This window comes from Veillonella sp. CNR 79/14, from assembly GCF_003992185.1.
In the GTDB taxonomy this organism is placed as follows: Bacteria; Bacillota; Negativicutes; order Veillonellales; family Veillonellaceae; genus F0422.
The window spans coordinates 102,743-126,124 of record NZ_RQVH01000004.1; the positions used below are offsets into that span (position 1 = coordinate 102,743).

The 23,382-nt window shown below is 39.3% G+C and carries 19 protein-coding genes and 1 pseudogene; 2 read left to right on the top strand and 18 right to left on the bottom strand.

Annotated elements, in window-relative coordinates; all coding sequences use genetic code 11:
• Window positions 1–62: 62 nt before the first annotated feature.
• From EO119_RS02715 to zwf, 17 genes are all read right to left on the bottom strand, one after another.
• Window positions 63–1,484 carry an anion permease gene (locus EO119_RS02715; RefSeq protein ID WP_062401015.1) on the bottom strand — a complete coding sequence of 474 codons (1,422 nt, stop codon included), beginning with the start codon at window positions 1,482–1,484 and terminating at the stop codon, window positions 63–65.
• Window positions 1,485–2,202: 718 nt separating this feature from the next.
• Window positions 2,203–3,105, bottom strand: coding sequence for a LysR family transcriptional regulator (locus EO119_RS02720; RefSeq protein ID WP_062401016.1), 903 nt, complete (start codon window positions 3,103–3,105; stop codon window positions 2,203–2,205).
• A gap of 125 nt (window positions 3,106–3,230) precedes the next feature.
• Window positions 3,231–3,929 (bottom strand): Bax inhibitor-1/YccA family protein, encoded by a 699-nt coding sequence (locus EO119_RS02725; RefSeq protein ID WP_062401019.1) that lies wholly within the window; start codon window positions 3,927–3,929, stop codon window positions 3,231–3,233.
• Window positions 3,930–3,938: 9 nt separating this feature from the next.
• The gene (pyk, locus tag EO119_RS02730) at window positions 3,939–5,675 is read right to left on the bottom strand and encodes a pyruvate kinase (protein ID WP_062401021.1); all 1,737 of its coding nucleotides are present in this window, start codon (window positions 5,673–5,675) and stop codon (window positions 3,939–3,941) included.
• 10 nt (window positions 5,676–5,685) lie between these two features.
• Window positions 5,686–9,093 (bottom strand): DNA polymerase III subunit alpha, encoded by a 3,408-nt coding sequence (locus EO119_RS02735; RefSeq protein ID WP_126940581.1) that lies wholly within the window; start codon window positions 9,091–9,093, stop codon window positions 5,686–5,688.
• 166 nt (window positions 9,094–9,259) lie between these two features.
• Window positions 9,260–9,871: a L(+)-tartrate dehydratase subunit beta gene (ttdB, locus tag EO119_RS02740; protein ID WP_126940583.1), complete on the bottom strand. Its 612-nt coding sequence runs from the start codon at window positions 9,869–9,871 to the stop codon at window positions 9,260–9,262.
• On the bottom strand, window positions 9,871–10,770 hold the full coding sequence (gene ttdA, locus EO119_RS02745) for a L(+)-tartrate dehydratase subunit alpha (RefSeq protein WP_009352839.1): 900 nt from the start codon (window positions 10,768–10,770) through the stop codon (window positions 9,871–9,873). The genes ttdB and ttdA overlap by 1 nt, the downstream gene beginning before the upstream one ends.
• Before the next feature lie 14 nt (window positions 10,771–10,784).
• Entirely contained in the window at window positions 10,785–12,053 is a 1,269-nt protein-coding gene (locus EO119_RS02750; protein WP_126940585.1) for an SLC13 family permease, read from the bottom strand.
• A 282-nt stretch (window positions 12,054–12,335) separates the two neighbouring features.
• Window positions 12,336–13,382, bottom strand: coding sequence for an AraC family transcriptional regulator (locus tag EO119_RS02755; protein WP_164725667.1), 1,047 nt, complete (start codon window positions 13,380–13,382; stop codon window positions 12,336–12,338).
• A 43-nt stretch (window positions 13,383–13,425) separates the two neighbouring features.
• The gene (locus EO119_RS02760) at window positions 13,426–14,289 is read right to left on the bottom strand and encodes a M48 family metallopeptidase (RefSeq protein ID WP_126940589.1); all 864 of its coding nucleotides are present in this window, start codon (window positions 14,287–14,289) and stop codon (window positions 13,426–13,428) included.
• A gap of 589 nt (window positions 14,290–14,878) precedes the next feature.
• Entirely contained in the window at window positions 14,879–16,690 is a 1,812-nt protein-coding gene (gene typA / locus EO119_RS02765) for a translational GTPase TypA (protein WP_009352910.1), read from the bottom strand.
• Window positions 16,691–16,899: 209 nt separating this feature from the next.
• Window positions 16,900–17,838 (bottom strand): bile acid:sodium symporter family protein, encoded by a 939-nt coding sequence (locus EO119_RS02770; protein WP_009352921.1) that lies wholly within the window; start codon window positions 17,836–17,838, stop codon window positions 16,900–16,902.
• Between the two features lie 343 nt (window positions 17,839–18,181).
• On the bottom strand, window positions 18,182–18,622 hold the full coding sequence (locus tag EO119_RS02775; RefSeq protein WP_009352998.1) for a cupin domain-containing protein: 441 nt from the start codon (window positions 18,620–18,622) through the stop codon (window positions 18,182–18,184).
• Between the two features lie 93 nt (window positions 18,623–18,715).
• Window positions 18,716–19,021: a heavy-metal-associated domain-containing protein gene (locus EO119_RS02780; protein WP_009352905.1), complete on the bottom strand. Its 306-nt coding sequence runs from the start codon at window positions 19,019–19,021 to the stop codon at window positions 18,716–18,718.
• Window positions 19,022–19,105: 84 nt separating this feature from the next.
• Window positions 19,106–19,330 (bottom strand): twin-arginine translocase TatA/TatE family subunit, encoded by a 225-nt coding sequence (locus EO119_RS02785; protein ID WP_009352849.1) that lies wholly within the window; start codon window positions 19,328–19,330, stop codon window positions 19,106–19,108.
• Between the two features lie 26 nt (window positions 19,331–19,356).
• Window positions 19,357–20,106 carry a 6-phosphogluconolactonase gene (gene pgl, locus EO119_RS02790; RefSeq protein ID WP_009352975.1) on the bottom strand — a complete coding sequence of 250 codons (750 nt, stop codon included), beginning with the start codon at window positions 20,104–20,106 and terminating at the stop codon, window positions 19,357–19,359.
• Window positions 20,091–21,614: a glucose-6-phosphate dehydrogenase gene (zwf, locus tag EO119_RS02795; protein ID WP_126940591.1), complete on the bottom strand. Its 1,524-nt coding sequence runs from the start codon at window positions 21,612–21,614 to the stop codon at window positions 20,091–20,093. The genes pgl and zwf overlap by 16 nt, the downstream gene beginning before the upstream one ends.
• 175 nt (window positions 21,615–21,789) lie before the next feature.
• On the opposite strand from zwf, the gene rpsD reads away from it, so the two are divergent.
• Both rpsD and EO119_RS02805 read left to right on the top strand, forming a co-directional pair.
• A complete protein-coding gene (rpsD, locus tag EO119_RS02800) occupies window positions 21,790–22,377 on the top strand; it encodes a 30S ribosomal protein S4 (protein WP_126940593.1) in 588 nt (195 codons plus the stop codon).
• A 223-nt stretch (window positions 22,378–22,600) separates the two neighbouring features.
• Window positions 22,601–22,921, top strand: a complete 321-nt coding sequence (locus tag EO119_RS02805) for a YnfA family protein (RefSeq protein WP_206168670.1) — start codon at window positions 22,601–22,603, stop codon at window positions 22,919–22,921.
• Between the two features lie 252 nt (window positions 22,922–23,173).
• Here EO119_RS02805 and EO119_RS08100 read toward each other — a convergent pair.
• Window positions 23,174–23,382: pseudogene (locus tag EO119_RS08100) on the bottom strand (hypothetical protein); the annotation flags it as partial.

Consider the following 23,382-nt stretch of genomic DNA (forward strand, 5'->3'; position numbering starts at 1 on the left):
TAAAAGTCAGGTTCTACAGAGGTATTTCCCCTGTAGACTCTGACTATACAAATTACCTTGTCCTATAGGATGCCTAGCATACCCCACCATGGATAGCCTACTACGAATGTAAGGGTTAAGCACAATACAGCGATAATACCGCCAGTAATCCACCAATCTTTTACATCATTGTAACCTGCGCCAAATACGATTGGTGCTGCTGCTCCGCCGTAGTGTGTTAATGCACCACCATAAGAGTTAGATGCACAAAGCACTAATGCTAATGCCATAGGATTTACACCTGCTGCTGGGCCTACTGCCAAGAATACAGGTAGCATTGCTACTACATAAGCAGATCCAGATGCAAATAAGTAACGAATTGCTACGGAAATAATACCGATAATAACAAGTGCTACAAATCCATTATCTCCGAAGTGAAGATGTGTTTGCATTACATCTGCTAACCATTCGAAGAATTTTGCTTTAGATAACGCATCAGATAAACCGATGATACCACCGAACCACATCAATGTGTTCCAGCCACCTTTATTGGCAACCATATCATCCCATTTAATCGCGCCTAAGCAGAAACTAGCAACCATAGCTACAATAGCTACTGCAGTAGCATCAATTTTAAATTTAATACCAAATGCTGCTAAGATAGAAGGCAATGCCCAACCTACTAATGCAAAGATGAAAATACCAACTAATGTTTTTTCAGCGCTAGTCATAGGTCCTAATTCTGCTAAGCCTTCTGCCGCAATTTTCTTATTGTCAACTGTAGTCAACGTTGGTTTGTTTAATAAGTATGTTACATATGGAACTATTAATAACATTACTATGCCTGGTACTGACATAGCCAATGCCCATAATCCCCAATCTAAATGTACACCTAACATTTTTGCCATGAAGTCACCTGCTAGTGCATTTGGTGCCATCGCTGTTAGGAACATTAAGGACGTAACTTTTGTTACCATGTACGTATTAACCATTAAGAAACGACCAGCTTTGTTCGCTGTTTCACCAGGTTCAGAACCCAAGGATTTCGCTACGGAGTTCATGATTGGGAATACGATACCACCACAACGAGCAGTGTTAGATGGTGTAGCTGGGGAAATGATTCCGTCTAATAAAGCCGTTACATAGCCTAAACGAAGTACTGTACCGCCAAATGCATTGATTAGATGATACGCAATACGACGGCCTAAACCAGTCTTTACAAATGCTACAGATAAAGCAAATGCAGAGAATACCAACCATGCTGTTGTTGTAGCATAACCAGAAAGAACTGCTTTTGTGTTACCCAAAAATAATGCAGAACCTGCAATAGCGGATAATACTACTACAGGAGCTGGAAATGGCTTCAAAATTAAGCCTACGATAGCTGCTAAATAGAAACCAAATAGTTTCCAAGCACCATCTGCTAATCCTTCTGGAGCTGGGCTATACCAGATCACGATTGGGATTAACAACATAATCAAAGCATTGATTACTTTTTTGTTCATCTTGTGTCTCCTTACTACATAAGATATAAATACATTGCCTATGTTGCTTGCACTCATACTTTCTATAAACGTGAAACTTAATATATATATAAATGAATGTATATAAGGGCGGTTCACCACTTACTAGAATACTAGAACGTGCAAATGTCTAGGTCTTTTTACGCTCTCATTATATCCAATCATTTCAGAAGGTAAAAATAAAAATCCTTTATAAGGCTTATAAAAATTTTATTATCATCAAAAAGCCTTCATGTATGCATTTAGAGAATACATTATAAACATAGGTATCATGCGGTTTTTATGTTATTCCTACTAAATTGTTCCTATTTTCATGATATATATCTATAATAATTGCTACTTTCATATACATTAACAGTCTGTTAATAGTATTATAAACTAATCAAATATTAGCATTAGAAAAATCTATACATTGTAAAAACTCAAGCATACTAATATACAAAAGTACCAACTACAATGCAAACCACATACAAAAAGAACGCAACTCAATTAGCTGCGCTCTTTATATGTAATACTTTATACGCTTTATCAACTATGAGGCCTTGTTCGACCAGACATGTAACCCCTATCTATCTATATACGTAGTCAGGGACATATTTTTTGCTGACCAAATATATACAAATCCATTAAGTTGTATACTTATATCTATGGACAAAAATACCTGACAGTTGTAAATCCTTACCATACGCACATCAGCCTCTTAGCTTGTATATCCCGATAATGTAACGATTTGATGATTTTCGTAATACTCTGTTACATAATCAATGAAAGTTTTCACTGCAATAAGCTTTGTACTTACTTCATCGTGGAACAAATAGGTAGAACGTACCAATGGACGATTATCTTTCATCCGCAAAGGTTCTACATAAATACCATGTTCACGGCAACTACCAAGTCCTAAATATGGTAAAATAGCCCAACCTAATCCTTCTCGCACAAAGTGACGGCAAGTCACCATAGAATCCAGCTCCATGGCTGGTCTCACATCCCCCACGCTATGTTCTTTCTTCCAATTTTCTACCACTGTCGCAATGGATCCATCCGTGCGATAGTTAAGCATCGGAATATCTCGTAATTCCTTGTAATCTACAGGATGTTTATAGACTAAACAATAGGGTTCATCAAAAAGACGCACACCATTCGGCACATGATTATATTCACCACGGGCAAAGGCAATCATCACCTCTCCAGAATTAAACATTTTATTCACATGGGAGCTATACCCTGTCTTTACTTCAATACGAATCTTAGGATACTGTTTTGTGAAATTATTGAGTAAATGAGGCAACTCATAGTCCGCAAAATTAATGGATGCAGCAATTTTTAAGGTACCTTGTATTTTTCCCGTCACCTTTCCAATATTTTGTCGCAATTCCTCCCGGGACCGAATCATACGTCGGCAATAATCGTAATACAGCTCGCCTTCTGCAGTTAACGCAATGCCATCATTAGCACGAATTAATAAGGGACGCCCTAAAATATCTTCTACTTGCTTTAATCGATAGCTTAATGCAGGTTGTGAAAGAAATAATTTTTCTGCTGCTTTCGTAATATTGCCTTCTTCCACCACTGTGACGAAGGTTTGCCATTCTTTTGCTTCCATATACAACCTCCTTACTTGTGTTAATCTATTATATATTATCTCATATATCGAAAGATTTGCATACTAAAAGGGAGAGCTTATAGCTCCCCCCTTTTATAAATGTGCTCTCACAAATTAACGATACATTACCGACGACCGAAAACGCGAAGTAGATTGATGAAAATATTGATGAAATCTAGATATAAACCTAAAGCACCAATCAATTCAACACGTTCCAGAACACTTTCATCTTCATAAGCTACTTCCATTATGGTCCGTTTAATGCGATATACATCATACATGGTAAATAAGGAAAAAATCCCTACGGCTATATAGCTGTATACTAATAATCCAAAGTCGCTAGCACCAAAGAACATCATAATCAAACTAGCAATGAGTAGCGCAATCACTGCACCCATTAAAAATGTGCCTAATCCAGACAAATCTTTTTTTACCACTACTCCTAAAAAGGCAAAGCTACCAAATACCGCTACAGCCCCTGTTAAAGCATATACTACCACCTCAAAGGAATAGTGTAACGCGATAGCGGTCAAGGTCAATCCATTCATAATAGAATAGAGGAAAAACATAGCTTTCAAAAATGTGTTAGACGCCGTGTATTGACGGAAGGAAAATAAGAACACTACCGCCACTTCAGCTAACAAAATGATATTAAAGTTGGAATGGGCAAAGCGCAACCAACTGGAGTTCGTCAACGCCATAAACCCAATGATGGCTGTAGTCAATAAGCCCCACACCATCCAAAGCATAGAATTGCGCAATTTACGATTTACAATTTCTTCTACTACCACTGTATCTGCTTGTGTAGGAATATGATACTCCATAATTACCTCCTATCTTGCGTTTGCAATACCTTCATAGACATTACCACGAATACCATCGACTGTTACCACTTGACCATTTGTCAATTGCGATTGCTCATGAGCACCTAAAATAACAGGAATACCAAATTGAATGCCTGCAATAGCTGCTGTCGATGTGTATCCTTCTTCTGCGGTAATAATAGCACCAGCTCGTTTCGCTAATTCCATATATTCAGGTTCTAAATCACGAACTACTAGAATACTTCCATCTGTCATAGACTCTGTAGAATCAGCGTGATGGATTGGTCCCGTTACAGATAGTTTACCAACTCCACGACCTTTGGTCAATACATTACCAGTGACATGAACACGAATCATATTAGTTGTACCAGATAAGCCAGATGGCACACCAGCTGTAACAACCACTAAATCACCAGATTGAATCAATCCTTCTCCTAAGGCGGCACTCATAGCGCAGTGTACCATTTCATCTGAATTGGAGTGGGATGGTCCTTGAATCGGTGTCACCCCCCAGTATAACTGCATACGGCGTACAGCATGTTCATGTGGTGTGACTGCAATAATTTGACAGTTTGGACGATGACGAGAAATACTCATAGCTGTAATACCCGATTCAGTACAAGTAATGATCGCACCAGCTCCCAAAGAACGTCCTACTTCAACAGTAGCAGAACAAATAGCATCTGTCGTTTTTGCTTCTTCTAACGGTACTGTATGATTACTATTCACATATAAATCAGATGTTTCTGTTACTTTTGCAATACGAGCCATAGTTGTTACCGCTTCCAATGGGTAGTCCCCCCCTGCAGTTTCCCCAGATAACATGACCGCATCAGTACCATCTAATATGGCATTCGCAACGTCACTAGCTTCTGCTCTTGTAGGTCTTGGATTGGTTACCATGGACTCTAACATCTGGGTCGCTGTAATCACAGGCTTGGAGGCGGCATTACATTTTTGAATCATCATTTTTTGCAATACAGGCACTTCTTCGGCTGGAATCTCTACACCCAAGTCACCACGAGCCACCATTAATCCATCAGAGACTTCTAAAATATCATCTAAATTATTAAGACCTTCTTCATTTTCGATTTTAGAAATGATACGAATATCTGCCCCTTTGGATTCCAAAATACGACGAATTGCCACTACATCGCTGGCCCGTTGCATGAAAGAAGCTGCTACATAGTCCACACCCATTTCACAACCAAATACCAAATCTTTTTCATCTTGTTCCGACACTGGCGGCAAGGATAAGGATACTCCTGGTACAGCCACTCGTTTGCGATTGCTCATCATACCCGTGTTCATAACAGTCGTATGAATCTCCGTGCCCTCGATAGAATCAATACGCAATGTCACTAATCCATCAGATAAGAGAATTTGTTTTGCCTCTTTCACATCTTCTGGCAATCCCGCATGATTCACGGAGCAAATCTCCTTCGTTCCTTCCACATCTCTTGTAGTCAACGTAAAAGCTTGTCCTTCTTCTAAACACACTTTGCCTTCTTTGAATAAGCCAAGGCGAATTTCAGGGCCTTTTGTATCTAGCATTAATGCCACTGGAATACCTGTTCTAGTAGAGGCTAAGCGAACGAGCTCCATACGCTTTGCTTGCTCTTCATGAGAACCATGAGAGAAGTTAAAACGTGCCACGTTCATACCTGCTCGCAATAAGGATTCTACCATTTCTAAACTATCTGTACTAGGTCCCATGGTACAAACAATCTTTGTTTTTTTATTCATTTCTATCTCCTTATAGTAACTCTACTGCATTGGCCCCTAGTAAGGCTTGCACACGCCCAATAGATTCTTTTGATGGGGTGAAATAAAAACTACGGTTCACCGCTAAGCTGCGTTTTTGACGTTGCAAGAATAGAGTGACTGGTGTATCTCCTTGTAATTCTTGCAACAGCTTTTGTAATTGTTGGCTCACTGGCGGTGTATCATGAGCTATATCAATATGAATACGAATCTGTCGTACTCTATCATATTCTACTTTCAATAATTGTACGGAACTAGCAATGCATTGCACACCTTTTTCATCCGCATCAATGCGTCCCTCGATAGCTACCACACCATCCCGTTGCAATAGCATATGACTTTTTTGATACCCTTGTGGGAATACTACCACTTGTACGGTGCCTGTGAAATCTTCCAAGGTTAAGGTGCACATTTTTTCCTGTTTCGCTTTCGTTAATCGATCTACTTTTTCCGTAATCAATCCACCAATAGTAACAGTTTTGCCATCAAAATCTTCTGGATTTTCTGCTAAGCGCCCTAATTGAAACAGCCCTTCCAATTCATCACGATAGGCATCTAAAGGATGGCCCGTAATATAAAAGCCGGTATATTCCTTTTCATCTTTTAGTTTCAGCTCTTTGGGCAAGTCTGGCAGGTTAGGAACATGGATAGTTTCCATTTCCTCTACCTCCGCAAAGAGACTCACCGCTCCTAAGGCACTATTTTTTTGTCCTTTAGAACCAATCCCTTGGGCTTGTTCATAAATCTGCAATAGCTGATTACGATTTTCTTTGAAAGAGTCCATCGCCCCGCATCGGATTAAACTTTCTAACAAGCGCTTATTCACCACACGATACGGAATGCGTTCGCAAAAATCAACAATGGATGTAAATTGTCCATTGGCCTTACGCTCTGCAAGCAATTCTTCAATAGCATTATCACCTACATTTTTGATACCACCTAAACCAAAACGAATTTGTCCATTTTGTACGGTAAACATACGCTCCGAATGGTTGATATCTGGTCCTAATACAGCCACCTGTTTCGCTTTACACACATTGATATAATTCGTCATTTTATCCATATTACCCATAAAGCTTGTCATAGTAGCAGCCATAAACTCTGGGAAATAATGGGCTTTCAGGTACGCCGTTTGATATGCAATATAGGCATAAGCGGCAGAGTGGGATTTATTAAATCCATAACCTGCGAAATATAGCAAGAGATCAAATACTTCATTGGCTAGCTTCTCATCGATACCATTGTTCACAGAACCAAATACAAAGGAATCTCGTTGTGCTTTTAGTACAGATTCCTTTTTCTTACCCATGGCACGGCGCATTAAATCCGCCTGCCCCAAGGAGAATCCCCCCATAGCAGAGGCAATCTGCATAACTTGTTCTTGGTATAGAATAACCCCAAATGTATCCTCTAAAATAGGCTCTAATATAGGATGTAAATAGGTCACTTCTTTTTCTTTATGACGACGCTTAATAAAATCTTCTACCATGCCCGATCCCAATGGTCCCGGACGATAGAGGGCCACTAAAGGAATTAAATCTTCAAAATGTTCTGGCTTCAAATCCATTACTAATTTTGTAATCCCTTCCGATTCTAACTGGAAGACCCCTGCTGTTTCCCCTTTACATAAGATTTCACAAGATGCCTTGTCATCTAACGGGATGGCATCCAAGTCTAGCTCAACACCATGATTTTCCTTAATGAGGCGTAGTGCCTCACCCATCACTGTCAACGTACGAAGTCCCAAAAAGTCCATCTTCAATAGGCCTAGTTCTTCGATATTATCTTTATCATATTGCGTGACAAAACCATCTTCATTGGAGTTTTGTACCGGCACATACTCATCTAATGGTGCTGCTGAAATTACGACCCCCGCCGCATGGGTAGAAGAGTTTCTCGCAATGCCTTCTAAGCGCAAGCAAAGATCAAATAGTTCTTTTACCGATGCATCACTTTCATATAGATCTTTGAGTTCTTTTACCTCTAAAGATTTTTTCAAAGTGATACCTAGCTCATTGGGAATCATCTTAGCTAATCGATTCACCTCTGGCAAAGGCATATCTAGCACGCGACCTACATCACGAATAACAGCACGAGCCGCTTCGGTACCGAAGGTAATAATTTGTGCTACTCGCTCTTGTCCATATTTTTCTGTCACATATTCGATGACCTTATTCCGAGTTTCATAGCAGAAGTCGATATCGATATCGGGCATACTCACCCGCTCTGGATTCAAAAATCGTTCAAAGAGCAAATCGTACTTGATAGGATCTAGACCTGTAATCCCTAATAAGTAGGCTACCACTGACCCTGCTGCACTACCACGACCCGGACCTACTAGTACCCCATGTTCACGAGCATATTTAACATAGTCCCAAACGATGAGGAAATAATCTTCAAAACCCATGCGACTAATAACACCTAACTCATAATCTAGTCGCTCTTGTAATACCGGTGTTACCTCTGGGTAGAATTGAGGAATATAGGACTCACACACTTTACGCAAGTAAGAATGTGCTGTTTCCCCTTCTGGTACATCAAATTTTGGCAAATGGTGTGCATCAAAATTGAACTCTACATGGCAACGTTGCGCAATCTTCAAAGTATTATCCAAAGCTTCTGGAATATGACCAAAGAGTTCTTCCATTTCATCGCCGCTTTTCATGTAAAACTCATTACTGAAAAACTTCATGCGATCTACATCATTCCGCCTTGCACCCGTAGCAATACATACCTTAATATCATGAGCTTCCGCATCGTCTGCATAGACATAGTGAAAGTCATTAGAACATACAAGTCCCACACCATATTGCTCTGCCATATCTACCAATACATCTTGAACCCGTAATTCCTTAGGATCTCCATGGTTCTGAATCTCTAAGAAAAAGTTCTCTTTTCCATAGGTCTCAAGATACCATTCTAAAGCACGATGAGCGCCCTCAATGTTGTCCTGTAATATTAGTTGCGGAATTTCTCCTGCAATACAAGCACTCAAAGCGATGATTCCTTTGTTGTAGGTAGATAGCAAATCTCGATCAGCACGTGGCTTGCGGTAAAACCCTTCTGTAGAGGATTTAGATACGATTTTTACAATATTTTCGTATCCTTCCATGGTTTCTGCTAAGAGAATTAAATGCTTTAATCGTTCATAGGTCTTACCTTCAGGGCGGTCAAAACGACTGCCTTCGGTCACATATACTTCACATCCTAAGATGGGTTTGATGCCTTGTGCCATTGCCTCTTTATAAAAATATATGGCTCCATACATATTACCATGGTCCGTTAACGCTAGGGCAGGCATATTGAGTTCTTTCGCACGACTCACCATTTGTGGCAATCGGCTAATGCCATCAATGAGGCTATATTCACTATGACTATGCAGATGTACAAATGGTCTCATGGGCCCTCCTTACTAACGTAACGTGATATACTTTCATTCTCTTTATTATATCATAATTTGCATATTTCAGTGTACCGTGAAAGCGTTTGACACCCATCAATTACTGCATCCTTTCAAACTTAAAAATGCCTATGTAATTCGCACAGCAAATTACATAGGCGTTGCATTATTTAATAAACTTTACTTCTTGGTAGATAGATTCTAATACTTCTTCTTTTTTCGCATTATACTCTACTTTTTTCTGTTCAAACCAGTTATTGCCTTCTGTATCAATGGATACAATTAAAGGACCAAACTCTTTCACACGACATGTCCAAAGCGTTTCTGGCATACCTAGCTCTCGCCAGTTAGCACTTTCAATTTCTTCCACTTCTGTAGCCGCTAGTACAGCATTGCCCGCAGGGAATACTAGATGCAAGGCTCCAAACTCTTTACAAGCACGTTCTGTGTTCGGTCCCATACCACCTTTACCAACAATAAGGCGTACACCGGTCTCTTTCACAAAATCGCACTCAAACTTTTCCATACGCATACTTGTGGTAGGTCCTACAGACACCATTTCAAATGTGTCATCTCCCAGATCTCTGACGATAGGACCCGCATGCAAGATGGCGCCATCCCGTACATCCACAGGCAATTCACGGCCTAATTCAATCAACCGACGATGCGCTACGTCACGACAGGTCGTAATATGACCTGTTAAATAAATGATGTCCCCTGCTTTAATACCTTCTAAATCTTTCCGCTGAATCGGCGTTGTTAATACTTTCTTTTCCATTAATATGTCACCCCACTATGCGATAGAATTGTACATTGTCCATCTTTATCAAATACCATATGGCCTCTGCGGTGATTCCAACATCCCACATTAACTGCTACAGAAATAACCGATGGATGACGAGCCCCATGCTCAATATTGACGCCTAGCAAGCACTTATCTCCACCCATACCTTGTGGGCCAATATGCAAGGAGTTAATCCCATCTTCTAGCAATTGTTCCATTTTTGCTGCTCGTTCATTAGGTGCCACGGAACTCACGGGTCTCATTAACGCTTTTTTTGAAAGTAACGCCGCTGTATCAATAGACGTAGCCACACCGACACCAATTAACAATGGTGGGCACGCATTTAATCCGTAGGATGTCATCAAATCTAAGACAAACTTTGCTACTCCTTCATAGCCTTCTCCAGGCATCAATGTTTTACCGCTACCTGGCAAGGAACACCCACCACCTGCCATGTAAGGGAAAATTTCAACATCATCTCGATCCGGCACAATATCCCATAAAATATAAGGTGCTAAAGTACCAATGTTTTTTCCAGTATTATATTCATCAAACGTTTCTACACAATTATGTCGAAGCGGAGTTTCCTGTGTTGCTTGATACGTTGCATTTCTCAAGATACTTTCCAATTCACCAAGCAATGGATAATTAGCACCTACTTTTACCCAATATTGCAATACTCCTGTATCTTGGCAGGATGGGCGACTTAACTCTTTTGCTAACTTCATGTTTTCTTTCATAGTTGCATAAATTGTTTTCGCTAGCGGATTTCGTTCATCATTCGCTAATTCTGTAATTTTTTCTTGTACATCGTCAGGTAATACTTTAGCAACATGGCCTACAAAATCACTAACGATCTTTGTCATTCGTAACACTTGTTCTTCTTTATTCATAGAAACCTCCTAAATTATGGGTAAAAGGGAAAGAATATTGGCAAAATAATTAATGACACGATTGTCACTATCACAATGAGAGGAACCCCTACTTTCACGTAGTCCATAAAACTATATCCTCCAATGTTATACACCATGGTATTGGCAGGCATACCAATTGGTGTTGCATATGCACAAGATGCACCTATAACAGTAGCCATCAACACTGCTTTAGGATCTGCTCCCATAGACTGTGCTAATTGCAACCCGATAGGCACCAACAGTGCTGTGGCTGCCGTATTAGACATAAAGTTTGTTAATACAGCGGATAAGATAAAAATCACTGCCATCACAATATATGGACTTGGATTGCTACCTAATAACCCCATGATCGTATTTGCTACTACAGAACCCGCACCTGTTTTCACAAGAGCTGTAGCAATAGATAAGGAACCAACGAACAAGAATATTGTTTTCATATCAATGGATTTTACCGCCTCTGTTTCAGTCACCACATTCGTAGCCACTAAAATAAGTGCCCCAATCCATGCAGATACATACAGTTTAACACCAATTTGAGATTCAAAAATCATTGCTAAGATAGTACCTACCAATACCAATGTCGCCATCCATTGTTTCCATTTTGGTACATGGCTATAATCTTCCACTGTATCATAGGTAGAGTCTACAGCACGACTTGGTGTGTCTGGCAATAATTTATATCCCAATAACAAGAAGTAAATAATACCTACTAGCAAAATTGGTCCACCAATTAAAGCATAATCAAAAAATCCAAAGGATAAGCCAATTTTTTCTAATCCTGCTTGTGCGATCATATTTCCTGGGGCCCCAATTAAACTAAGATTACCACCCATAGCCGATGCCAATACTAAGGGGATTAAAAATTTTGATTGGTTAAATCCTGATTTTTGTGCAATTCCAATTGCAACAGGAATCAATACCGCTGCCGTTCCCGTATTAGACAAGAAGCCCGATAATAATCCTGTAATTAGCATGACTGCAACAATGAGCATTTTTTCAGTGCTAGCCATTTTTGTAACTACACTACCTACCACTTGTGCCACACCAGTTTCAAAGAATGCTGCACCCACGATAAACATAGCCATAAATAAAAGAACATTACCATCTACAAAGCCTGCAAAGGCCTCTTTAGGAGATAAAACTCCAGATAAGACTAGACCAACTGATACTAACATCGCCGTAATCGATAAAGGTATCTTCTCCCATACAAACATGACTATGGCAAACACTAAGTAACATAACGTAATACTAACTGCATCCATTCCATTCCTCCTGAATCTCTAGCACCGTATTAATATATGCCCTCATTATAGCTATTTATACAGCCCCCTTCTATCCAATATTCATCATGATACTTTTCTATAAAATAGGCATATTTATCTATATTTTTGCAATTTTAAGTCCAATATATATAAAAAAATGCTATGTTATTACATGTAATAACATAGCATTTACCAGTATTAATTAAATTCAGTCTTATTTTATTATATAAAAATATATCCATATACTTAATATTATATATATGCAAGTAAAGTATACCTAGCTTATTCTAGTGTCTGCAATAGCTGCTGTAATTCTTCTTTAACCCACTGAACCTTACTAACAAGGCTTTGTTTCGTATATTCATTTTCCTCATACTTCACATTTTCTCTAGTCAGGTAACTTCCATACATTGTTAATATCCCCTTAATTTCTGTATCATCAGAGCTAATATATTCTTTCCAATCTTCTAACACTGTATGACGCTCAATTCTCTTTGCTCGTTCACGATAGGCAGAAGGAGTTAGTTTAAAATGCTTTTTAAACGCACTATTAAAAGCTTTTACGTCAGGGAACCCACAATAACTTGCAATATGAATAACCATATCATCCGTATTTACTAATCGTATCGCTGCCTCACGCAATCGCATACGCGACACATATTCTAAAAAAGTAATTCCCAGCTGCCGTTTAAATAGTTGAGAGGTGTAGCTTTCAGTATATCCGCCTACATCAGCAATCGTTGCTAACTCAAGACGGTCGCGAAAATGTTCATCGATAAAATGAACCATCCGTTCAAAATTTTCTTCTTGATGCAATATCTTAGTGGATAATTGATTCTCGTATCGACTAGCCAGTATAATCTCATACACATTTGACAACACTGTATATATAACACCATCTACCTTCATGGTTTCTAGCGCATTAATGCTTATTTCTGCAGTATGATGATTCATAATATACGCTAACGATTGGCGAAGCTCTTTATACCTTTCAGCAATATTTATATCTTGTGTGGAGACTGACACAAATCGATACTTCATAAAATCCTGATCATACTGCAAAAACCATTGTGGTTCTACATGAAAGACGAGAGCAATCGTATCCTCTTCTAATGCCAATGTAGCATGCCCACATTGTGATGAATACAAAATCATGTCATCTCGTTGTAATGTATAGGTCTGCCCCTCTACACACACTTCTAAAGCTCCCTTTAATACCCATAATAACTCAATATGATTATGCCAATTATAATGATAGGTGGAAATACGATATATATGACTTTTAACTTGTAATAACCCTCTATCAATAGCGTATCTAAAATATTTCATAGGAACCTCTTCATCTCTATAATTGTACATTACCTAACCTTGCTTATGTATAATATGCCTTCATCTCCGCTTTCACTTGCTCCCAATTTGGCAACACATCGCTCATAACCTTATAAAAGCGTGACGAATGGTTCGGCTCTATAAAGTGCGCAAATTCATGGACCATCACATAGTGAGCAAACTCCGTAGGCCCTAATAGCAATCGAGTATTCATAGTGATAATTTCTTTTAAAGGCGTACAAGATCCCCAACGGCTCGTCATATACCGCAAGCGCACAGTCGGTATCGGCACCGTATAGCCCGCTCGTTGAAACTCACTATACACTTGTTGTGCTAGTGTTTCCATGAAGTCCTGACCTATGGTTTTCCAAAAATTAAGCCACATCCGTTCTACTTTGCTAGCATCTAGGACGTTAGGGTCACTTGGGTATCGTACCAACAATATGTCGTCTGCCACCGTTACTGCATAGGTAGAGGTGCTCACTCTCGACAGCTTTCTTTGTGATAGGCTTCCTTGTGCGCCCTTCCTTTTTGATGAACTACCTTTCAATGGAGAATCTGACGGAGTATCACTTAATTGACTATCCTGCGAAGATGTTTCCAAGTAGGCAGATACTGTGTGAGGCTTTTCTAGTACTACTCGATACATCTGACCCATCACCATAATTTCTGTATCTACAGCAGGTACCATGGGATGACCGCCTCTGCTTTTTCGGTTTTGCAGTGCTTTTTCAACGAAAGCTCGATGACGACAGATAAACGCTTCAATCAATCCTAGGGGAACACGAGGAGAGGCAGACACTCGCACTACGCCACTGGTGGTGACACGAAGATTCATATTCTTCACAGGTTTTCTATGCAGTTCATAAGTGATGCTCCCATCTGGCAGTGTGCGAATCTCTTTCATCCTATCTCCTGTATCTCCTATATCATTACTAATGTATTACTTATATATCTATTATAGGCTTTCAGTCCTATAAAATACAACAAAATATCATTGCATAACTAAAAAGCACAGAATTTGCCTTCTGTGATTTTTATATATTTTATGAAAGAAAAATCTGCTATAATAAACATGTCACTATCACCCAATCCGTGACGGGAAGGAGGTGTTATCATTGCTTAATTTTTTAATCTTGTTGTTTGTTACTATCATGGCGAATGTAATTAGCTACTACATTTGCAAATGGCTAGATAGTAACAATAAATAGTGACTAGCCAAAGTCGTTACTTTTAGACGACAAAGAAAAAGCACAGGGCGGCAACCCTGTGCTTTTTTTGGTGTTATCAATGCTAGATAATCCTTGTTGTTTTAGCTACTGTTATTATATCACAATTACCCTACAAATTCCAACCTTGTTTCATTTTTCTTCTATCTGCTGCCTCTCAGATACATGACATTTATATTCATCCTTATACTTTCCATGCGCAGTTTCTCTATTTTGAGAGATAGAAGCTAAGTCTTTCAATGGAATTATTCCATATAGCGTATGCAATTATTTTGCTGCTTTTGCTGCTTTCGCACGAGCAGAACGATCCAAAATAGCTTTACGCATACGGATGTTTTCTGGTGTTACTTCTACCAATTCGTCATCGTTGATCCACTCTAGAGCTTGTTCCAAACTGAAGATACGTGGAGGTGTTAAACGAACTGCCTCATCAGAGGAGCTAGAACGCATGTTAGTAACATGTTTCTTTTTGTTAGGGTTTACGTCCATGTCATTTTCACGAGCATTTTCGCCAATAACTTGACCCGTATATACTGGTACGTTAGCACCTAAGAATAAAGTACCACGGTCTTGTACAGAGTTCAAGCCATATGGTGTTGTTTCGCCGTCTTCGAAAGCTACCAAGGCACCGCGCGTACGGCCTGGGATATCTCCTTTGTATGGTGCATAGCCATGGAATACATGGTTCATGATACCATTACCTTTTGTAGCTGTTAAGAACTGCGCACGGAAACCAATCAAGCCACGAGCAGGGACTACGAATTCCATACGTAAGTAACCCGCTAATTCAACCATGTTGATTAACTCAGCTTTACGAACACCTAAGTTTTCCATAACAGCGCCCATAAATTCTTGTGGCACGTCGATAGTTAAATGCTCCAATGGTTCACATTTTTGACCATTGATATCTTTGAAAATTACACGAGGTTTACCCACTTGTAATTCGTAACCTTCACGGCGCATAGTTTCGATCAATACTGCCAAATGCAATTCGCCACGGCCAGATACTTTGAAAGAGTCCGGAGAATCTGTTTCTTCTACACGCATGGATACGTTAGTTTCTACTTCTTTGAACAAACGGTCACGTAAATGACGACTTGTTACATAGTCACCTTCACGGCCTGCGAATGGAGAGTTATTAACGGAGAACATCATGGATAATGTTGGCTCATCGATAGAGATTGTTGGTAGTGCTTCTGGATTTTCTGCATCCGCTACAGTCTCACCGATATTGATGTCATCGATACCTACGAAAGCGATGATGTCGCCCATGCCTGCTTCATCTGTTTCTACACGATTTAAGCCATTGTATGTGTACACACGGCCGATTTTGCCTTTACGAGTGCTTTCGCCATTCATCAACACCACTTGTTGATTGGTTTTCATGCGACCACGAACGATACGACCTACTGCAATTTTTCCTACGAAATCATCATAGTCAAGTGTCGTTACCATGAATTGCAATGGACCATCGATGTCGCCTTGTGGAGCAGGAATTTCTTTGATCAATACATCGAATAATGCAGTCATATCTGTGGAATCATCTTCCATGGATGCTTTTGCAATGCCATCACGAGCAGAGGCATACACCACTGGGAAGTCCAATTGATCATCGTCTGCTTCGAGTTCCATGAACAATTCTAATACTTCGTCTTCTACTTCATGAACGCGTTGGTCAGGACGGTCAATTTTGTTGATAACCACGATTGGTTTCAAACCTTGTTCCAAAGCTTTGCGCAATACATATTTAGTTTGTGGCATTGGACCTTCAAAAGAGTCCACCAATAACAATACGCCATCAACCATGTTCAATACACGTTCTACTTCACCACCGAAGTCAGCATGGCCCGGTGTGTCCACGATGTTAATTTTTACATCGTTATGCATAACTGCTGTATTTTTGGAAAGGATCGTAATCCCTCTTTCACGTTCTAAGTCGTTAGAGTCCATTACACGCTCAGCAACTTTTTCATTGTCACGGAAAATATGACTTTGTTTAAGCAATGCGTCTACCAATGTTGTTTTACCATGGTCAACGTGGGCGATAATCGCCACATTGCGAAGATTTTCACGAATCATTCTATACTCCTTTATCTACTTAAGTAGGGTATTCCTAATATTTGTACAAATCGTACTACGACAGTCTATTATATACTTTATTTTAGGATTTTACAAGGAAAAAACGTCACATACTTTCATCCTATAACAGGCTATGAAAGTACATGACGTTTCTACTAGATATTTAATTTTCTAAATGCTCTAATACCCAAAGTACATTAACTTATAGATTAATGTGTATTTTTAGAATCGTTTCTTCGGCAAATGCCCGCAAAGATAGATCCTGTAAAGTTATGGATAATGGAGAACACGGCGCCTGCTACGGCTGCTTGTGGTGTAAAATGTTTCAACGCCAAGCTAGCTGCCAAGGCAGAGTTTTGCATTGCCACTTCGATTTGCATGGCACGGCGATCTGGTACGTTAGAACCAAATAGACGGCAAATGAAATACGTCACTACATAACCGCTCACATTTTGCACTAAACAAGCTAAGAAAATCATCACACCGTGCGCTAAGATATTATCACGGCTAACGGCAGTGACGCCAGCTAGGATAATTAATACAGCTACGGCACCTACTGTTGGTAATACTTCTTTCACAGGTTCAATGCGAGAACCGATGAAATAGTTTACAATAATGCCCAACGCAATTGGGACCGCAATGATTTTCACGATGGACATGAACATCGGCCAGAATGCAATATCTACAGTTTGTCCTGCGTATAAGACGATGAAGATTGGTGTTAACACTGGTGCCAACAAAGTGGATACTGTCGTTGCAGATACGGACAATGGCACATTACCATTTGCCAAGAATGTCATTACATTGGATGCGGTACCACCTGGTGCTGCCCCTAACAAGATAAATCCTAAGGCGATTTCTGGTGGGAATCCAAACAAGGTACCTACTAACCAACCTGCTAGTGGCATCCACAAGAATTGAATCAAGGATACCAAGATCACTTGCCACGGTTGTTTAAATACGTCTAAGAATACTTTCCCTGTTAAGGTTAAGCCCATGCTGAACATAACTAATTGTAACAAAGGAACTGTTTGTTTCGCTGCCCCCATGAATAGTTCTGGCACTAAGAATGCGATAACTGCCATAGCTAACACAATCCATGCTAGGTAATCATTGAACAAGCGATTAATACTACGAATAAAATTCATATGTAACCTACTTTCTATAAAAAATGAGAACTTTTCAATTATAACAAATATTTCTCTCTAATAAAAGGGATTTATCTTAAATTTATAATATATTTGTCCATTTATGTGTTACAACTATTAGCTGTGATATGCATCGTATAGTTTTCGTCCCACTCTCATGATTATAACTAGACTCCGTTATTGTATATCAGAAAATGTTATCTACTTAATTGTATAATGCAATTTCACTTTAAAATAAAAAAGAAACATAAGTAACGATAACTCCTAACATCAATATTAGATGCCTAGATTCCTCATCACTTATATTTCTTCCTTGTGAGACAGTTGTATGTAAACTGATTAACTAGCTATTTAAAAACTCCTCGATTACAGGATTTTCCATCATCACAGCTTGTTCTTCCTCTGTGATAACTTGCACCTTATCTCGGTCCACATTAACCAAGCAGAGGAAGCCTAAATGATCGTCTTGGTTCGCACGGAATTGGTGTGCCATCAATTTAGGGATTTCAATCATATCTCCTTCTTGGACGTCTTCCACGGTGTCGCCTAGTAAACATTGGCCTTTCCCACGGAAGATCATGACCATATGCGTATGCTCATGGCGCTCCATAGTGCTATACCCACCTGGTTGTACCTCAAAATAACGGAATTGGCATGGAATGTCCCAAGCTCCATCAAACAAAACTTGACGGGTCACATCTTTAAAAGGGCTATTATCTTGCTTGTATACCAACGTGTCGACTCCATCCCAGGTGTATTCTTTTTGATTAAACTTGCGTATCATACTAACTCCTATAAAAGGGCCATCTTGAAATCAATCCAGATAGCCCCTCCTTGTATTCTAATATATACCCGGCATATCACCAGATAGTACGCCTTATTTGAATATTTTCTTAATAGCGCCCAAAATGCCACCATGTTCATGAACATAGTCTTTCACAGATTCCACTTCAAAACCTGTTTCGTCGATAGCTGCACGAATGGTTGCTTCATCCGTTTTAGTATGGTCAAAGCGAATCCGTACTTCTTTTGTTTTCAAATCCACAGTAGATTCTAATACGCCTGGCAACCCACGAACGGCCCCATTTACAGTGTTTTCACAGTTCCCACACATCATGCCTGGCACGTGAAATAATTTTGTAGTCACATTACCCGTGCTACCACAACCACAATCTTTACACATAGTTCCTCCTAATTATTTTGTTTATGACTATTTTTAGCCCCTAAATAAGGAGCAGAAATATGACTAAATTCATTATAGCACATCCTAATTATTTTGTTTATGACTATTAGTAGCACCAGCTTCTACATCAATGGTTTCCGCTTTTGCAGGTTCTTCTTTAGCTACTTTTTTATCGCCACTAACAGCATCTTTAAATTCATTAATACTTTTACCAATGGCCTTACCAATTTCAGGTAACTTTTTAGGTCCAAAGATAACAAGGGCAATAATTAAAATAAGAAATAACTCTTGTGTACCAAAATTAAACATACCTAATACCTCGCATTTCAAATCAATTAATTTTTATGCGCAGAATCATCTACATACCATTCTACTGGTTCATGAGTTAATACCGCACCTGGTAAACAATGGTCTACTCGATCCTCCCAAGAATATTCTTCATATTCTTTACGTTGGCGAAGCACACGAGCTAAGGCCGCCTCTTTAGAAGCGCCTACCACCGTGAACCACACAGATTTCGCATTCACCAGCATTGGGAATGTCAATGTCACACGTTCCCATACTTTGCCATCTTTCACAGCCACTACCATACGATCACGTTCATACAAAGCTTCCGATTTAGGGAATAGGGACGCTGTATGTCCATCATCACCTAAGCCTAGTAAGACTAAATCTATGGATTCCTTTTCTGTGCGCTTCAAGACCATTTTTACTTCTTGTTCATATTTATCTGCTGCTTCCTCCACAGTACCATTATTCGTTGGTACTGGATAATAGTGAGCCGCTCCCATAATATTTCCAAATAAGCGATCTTTTGCACGGCCAAAATTGTTATCTGGATTCGACTGTGGCACAAATCGTTCATCTACCCAAAGGAAGAAAATATGCTCCCAATCGATACGATTTGTATACTCATCAGAATCGAGCAACGAAAACAATGCATTTGGTGTAGTCCCTCCAGATACAGCCACCACGCAAGCACCTGTTTCTGCAATGCATTCGTTTGTATAAGTTAAAAAACGATCGGCCACTGCTTTCGCCACGTCATCTCCTGTAGGAAATGCATGAATTATATCTCTCGCCACGACCAAGATCCTCCTTCTAATAACTCTTCTGCCTCTTTTGGTCCCTCACTGAAAGCTGGATAGAAGCATAACGGTGTTTCTTCATCATTTCGTTCCCATGCCTCAATCAATGGCTTAAATAAACGCCAAGATTTTTCTACCGCATCATTGCGAACGAATAATGTTTGGTCTCCTAATAAACCATCTAAAATCAATCTTTCATAAGCATCTGGAATGTCTGCTAATTCCTTAGAATTGCTATAAGAAAAGTCCATTTCTAACGTATTGACACTTAATTTCGATCCTGGAGATTTTACCTCTAAGGACAATCCCATTCCTTCATTTGGTTGCATGCGAAGAACCAATACGTTTTGGTTAAAATCTTTCGCATGGAACGGTTTAAAAATGGAGTGCGGAATTGGTTTGAAAATAATAGCAATTTCACTTGATTTCTTCGGCAATCGTTTCCCTGTACGCAAATAGAACGGCACATCACGCCATCTCCAATTATCAATGAACAGTTTCAATGCCACATAAGTTTCTGTCGTAGACGTGGGTGGCACATTTTCTTCCTTCCGATACTCTGGGGCTGGACGTTCTGTATTACCAGAATCTGTATATTGACCACGCACTGCAATATCGCCTAACTTTTGACGATGTAAACCACGAATAGACGAAATCAATTTAGCGATTTCATCACGGTAATCGTCGGCATTAAAACTGGCAGGTGGTTCCATAGCAATCAAAGATAATACCTGGATCATATGGTTTTGCACCATATCACGCAAAGCGCCTGCCCCATCATAATAGCCAGCACGTTTTTCTACACCTAACTCTTCAGCCACCGTAATTTCTACACGTTCAATATATTTACGATTCCAAAGCGGTTCAAATATAGCATTGGCGAAACGAAGCATCAAGATATTTTGTACCGTTTCTTTCCCTAAATAATGATCAATACGATAGGTTTGCTCTTCTGTTATATATTGTTTTAATGATTCATCTAATGCGATAGCACTTTCTAAATCATGCCCAAAAGGTTTCTCAATGATTACTCGAGACCAAGAACCTACTTCTTCTAATAGCTTCGCCCCATGTAATTCACGGACGATAGGTTCAAATAACTCTGGTGGCATGGCTAGATAAAATAGTGCATTACCACCTGTGCAATGCGCCGTTGCCACACGCTCTAACTCTTCTCGCAACGCTACATACGTAGAAGGTTCTGTATATTGACCAGACACATAGGAAAAGCGTTCAATAAATGCTAATTCTTCTGCACTTGGTTCACGATCGCCTAATATGGATGCTTTCACTTGTTCACGAAACTCGTCGTGGCTCATGGCTGTCCGTGCTACGCCCACTACGGCTACCTTCGGTGAAAGCAAACCACGTTGAAACAAGGAATAAATAGCTGGTAATAATTTACGCTTTGTCAGGTCTCCAGAGGCCCCAAAAATAACGATGGCACCTGCACCTGGTGTATGTTCTATACATAATTCTTCTTTAACATTATAGGACACATTCATTGTGAATCTCCTCTTACATCATTTCCCAATGGAAATACTAATACTGTACCCTTTATTATAGCACATACACGGCCCTTGACAATGGTTATAGCCCTTTGACTTTTTCATTTTCATAGGGTATAATAATTAAGCACGATTTGTGCAAAGTTTTATTAATCTATGAGGTGATAATCACATGGCAACGAGAAGAGAAGCACGATTTAAGTTATGCCGTCGCTTCGGTGTGAACGTTTTCGGTCACGCGAAGGCTTTAAAACGTGTAAAAAAAGACCAACGTCAAAAGAAAATATCTGAATATGGTCTTCAATTATTAGAAAAACAAAAAGTTAAAGCATACTACAACTTGCTAGAACGCCAGTTCGTACGCTATTACGATAAAGCGAAAAAAATGCATGGTGTTACAGGCCAAAACATGTTGAAATTGTTGGAATGCCGTTTGGACAACCTTGTATATCGCATTGGCTTCGGTAACTCCATCCGTCAAGCACGTCAAATGGTAAACCATGGCCATATTCTTGTTAACGGCAAACGCGTTGACATTCCATCCTACCAATGTAAAGTTGGCGATGTAATCGAACTTCGTGAAGCTAGCCGTGACAACGAAATGTTCAAAGTGAACTTCCAAGAACTTCGTTCTTTCGAACTTCCTTACATCGAAAAAAATCTTGACGCTTTCCAAGGCACATTAACTCGCCTTCCTGAACGTGAAGAACTTCCTATCGAAGTAAACGAGACACTAATCGTCGAATTGTACTCCAAATAATAGGATACTACAGCAACCAATCTTCGGATTGGTTGCTTTTTTATGCTCTTAACAGTTGAAATTATTGCAAGCAGTTTATATAATGAAAGTATATATCATTTACTATATATTACATACGGTCTTAGTACACGGTATATTGAAATTATAAAATTCTTGCACAACGTACCGTATGTATTTCATCCTATGAAAAGCAATTAACACGAAGGTATCAACTATGTCGCAAATTCTCTTATCAATATTTTATTTCATTCTAGCCGGTATTGCCGAAATCGGTGGCGGTTATTTGGTATGGCTTCATCTGAAAGACGATAAAAGTCCATGGTATATGCTGGCAGGTGCTATCACACTCATCATTTATGGAATTATCCCTACCTTGCAAGAAGCCCCTTTCGGTAAGGTATACGCCGCCTATGGTGGCATCTTCATTGCCCTCTCTATTTTATGGGGCTATTATGTAGACGGCATTACACCCGATCGATATGATATCATCGGCGGTATTGTATCCATTATTGGGGTGCTCATTATTATGTATTATCCTCGATGATGCAATCTATCCTAACCAACTATATGTACATAACCGAAGCCAACAATTATCGTAGTTCCATTCAACAAAGTGTTCTCAATACAACCGAATACAAAAAACTCTAGTCAAAGCTATGTTCTTAATATACTACTTCAGCTAGAGTTTTTTGTATTTTTCCTTATTAATTTCCATCCATATCTATATCCAGAAAAACCATAAATATTTAGATATTTTTTATCCCTCCCCTTTTTCATAATAGAAATTATTTTATAGTTAATTATTTTCAGCACCAAACTCATTATTTAGTTCTATTATTCTTTCAAAATCTGGCTCAGATTTCCTAATTTCAGAATTTAACTGCAAAATCATATCTTTTGCTACTTCAAAAAATAAATCATTTTTTTCATCTATCACCTGAAACTGTATAAGTTGCTCACTTTCTATTATCATAGTAAATATTACACTAAATAAGTTTTCAATAT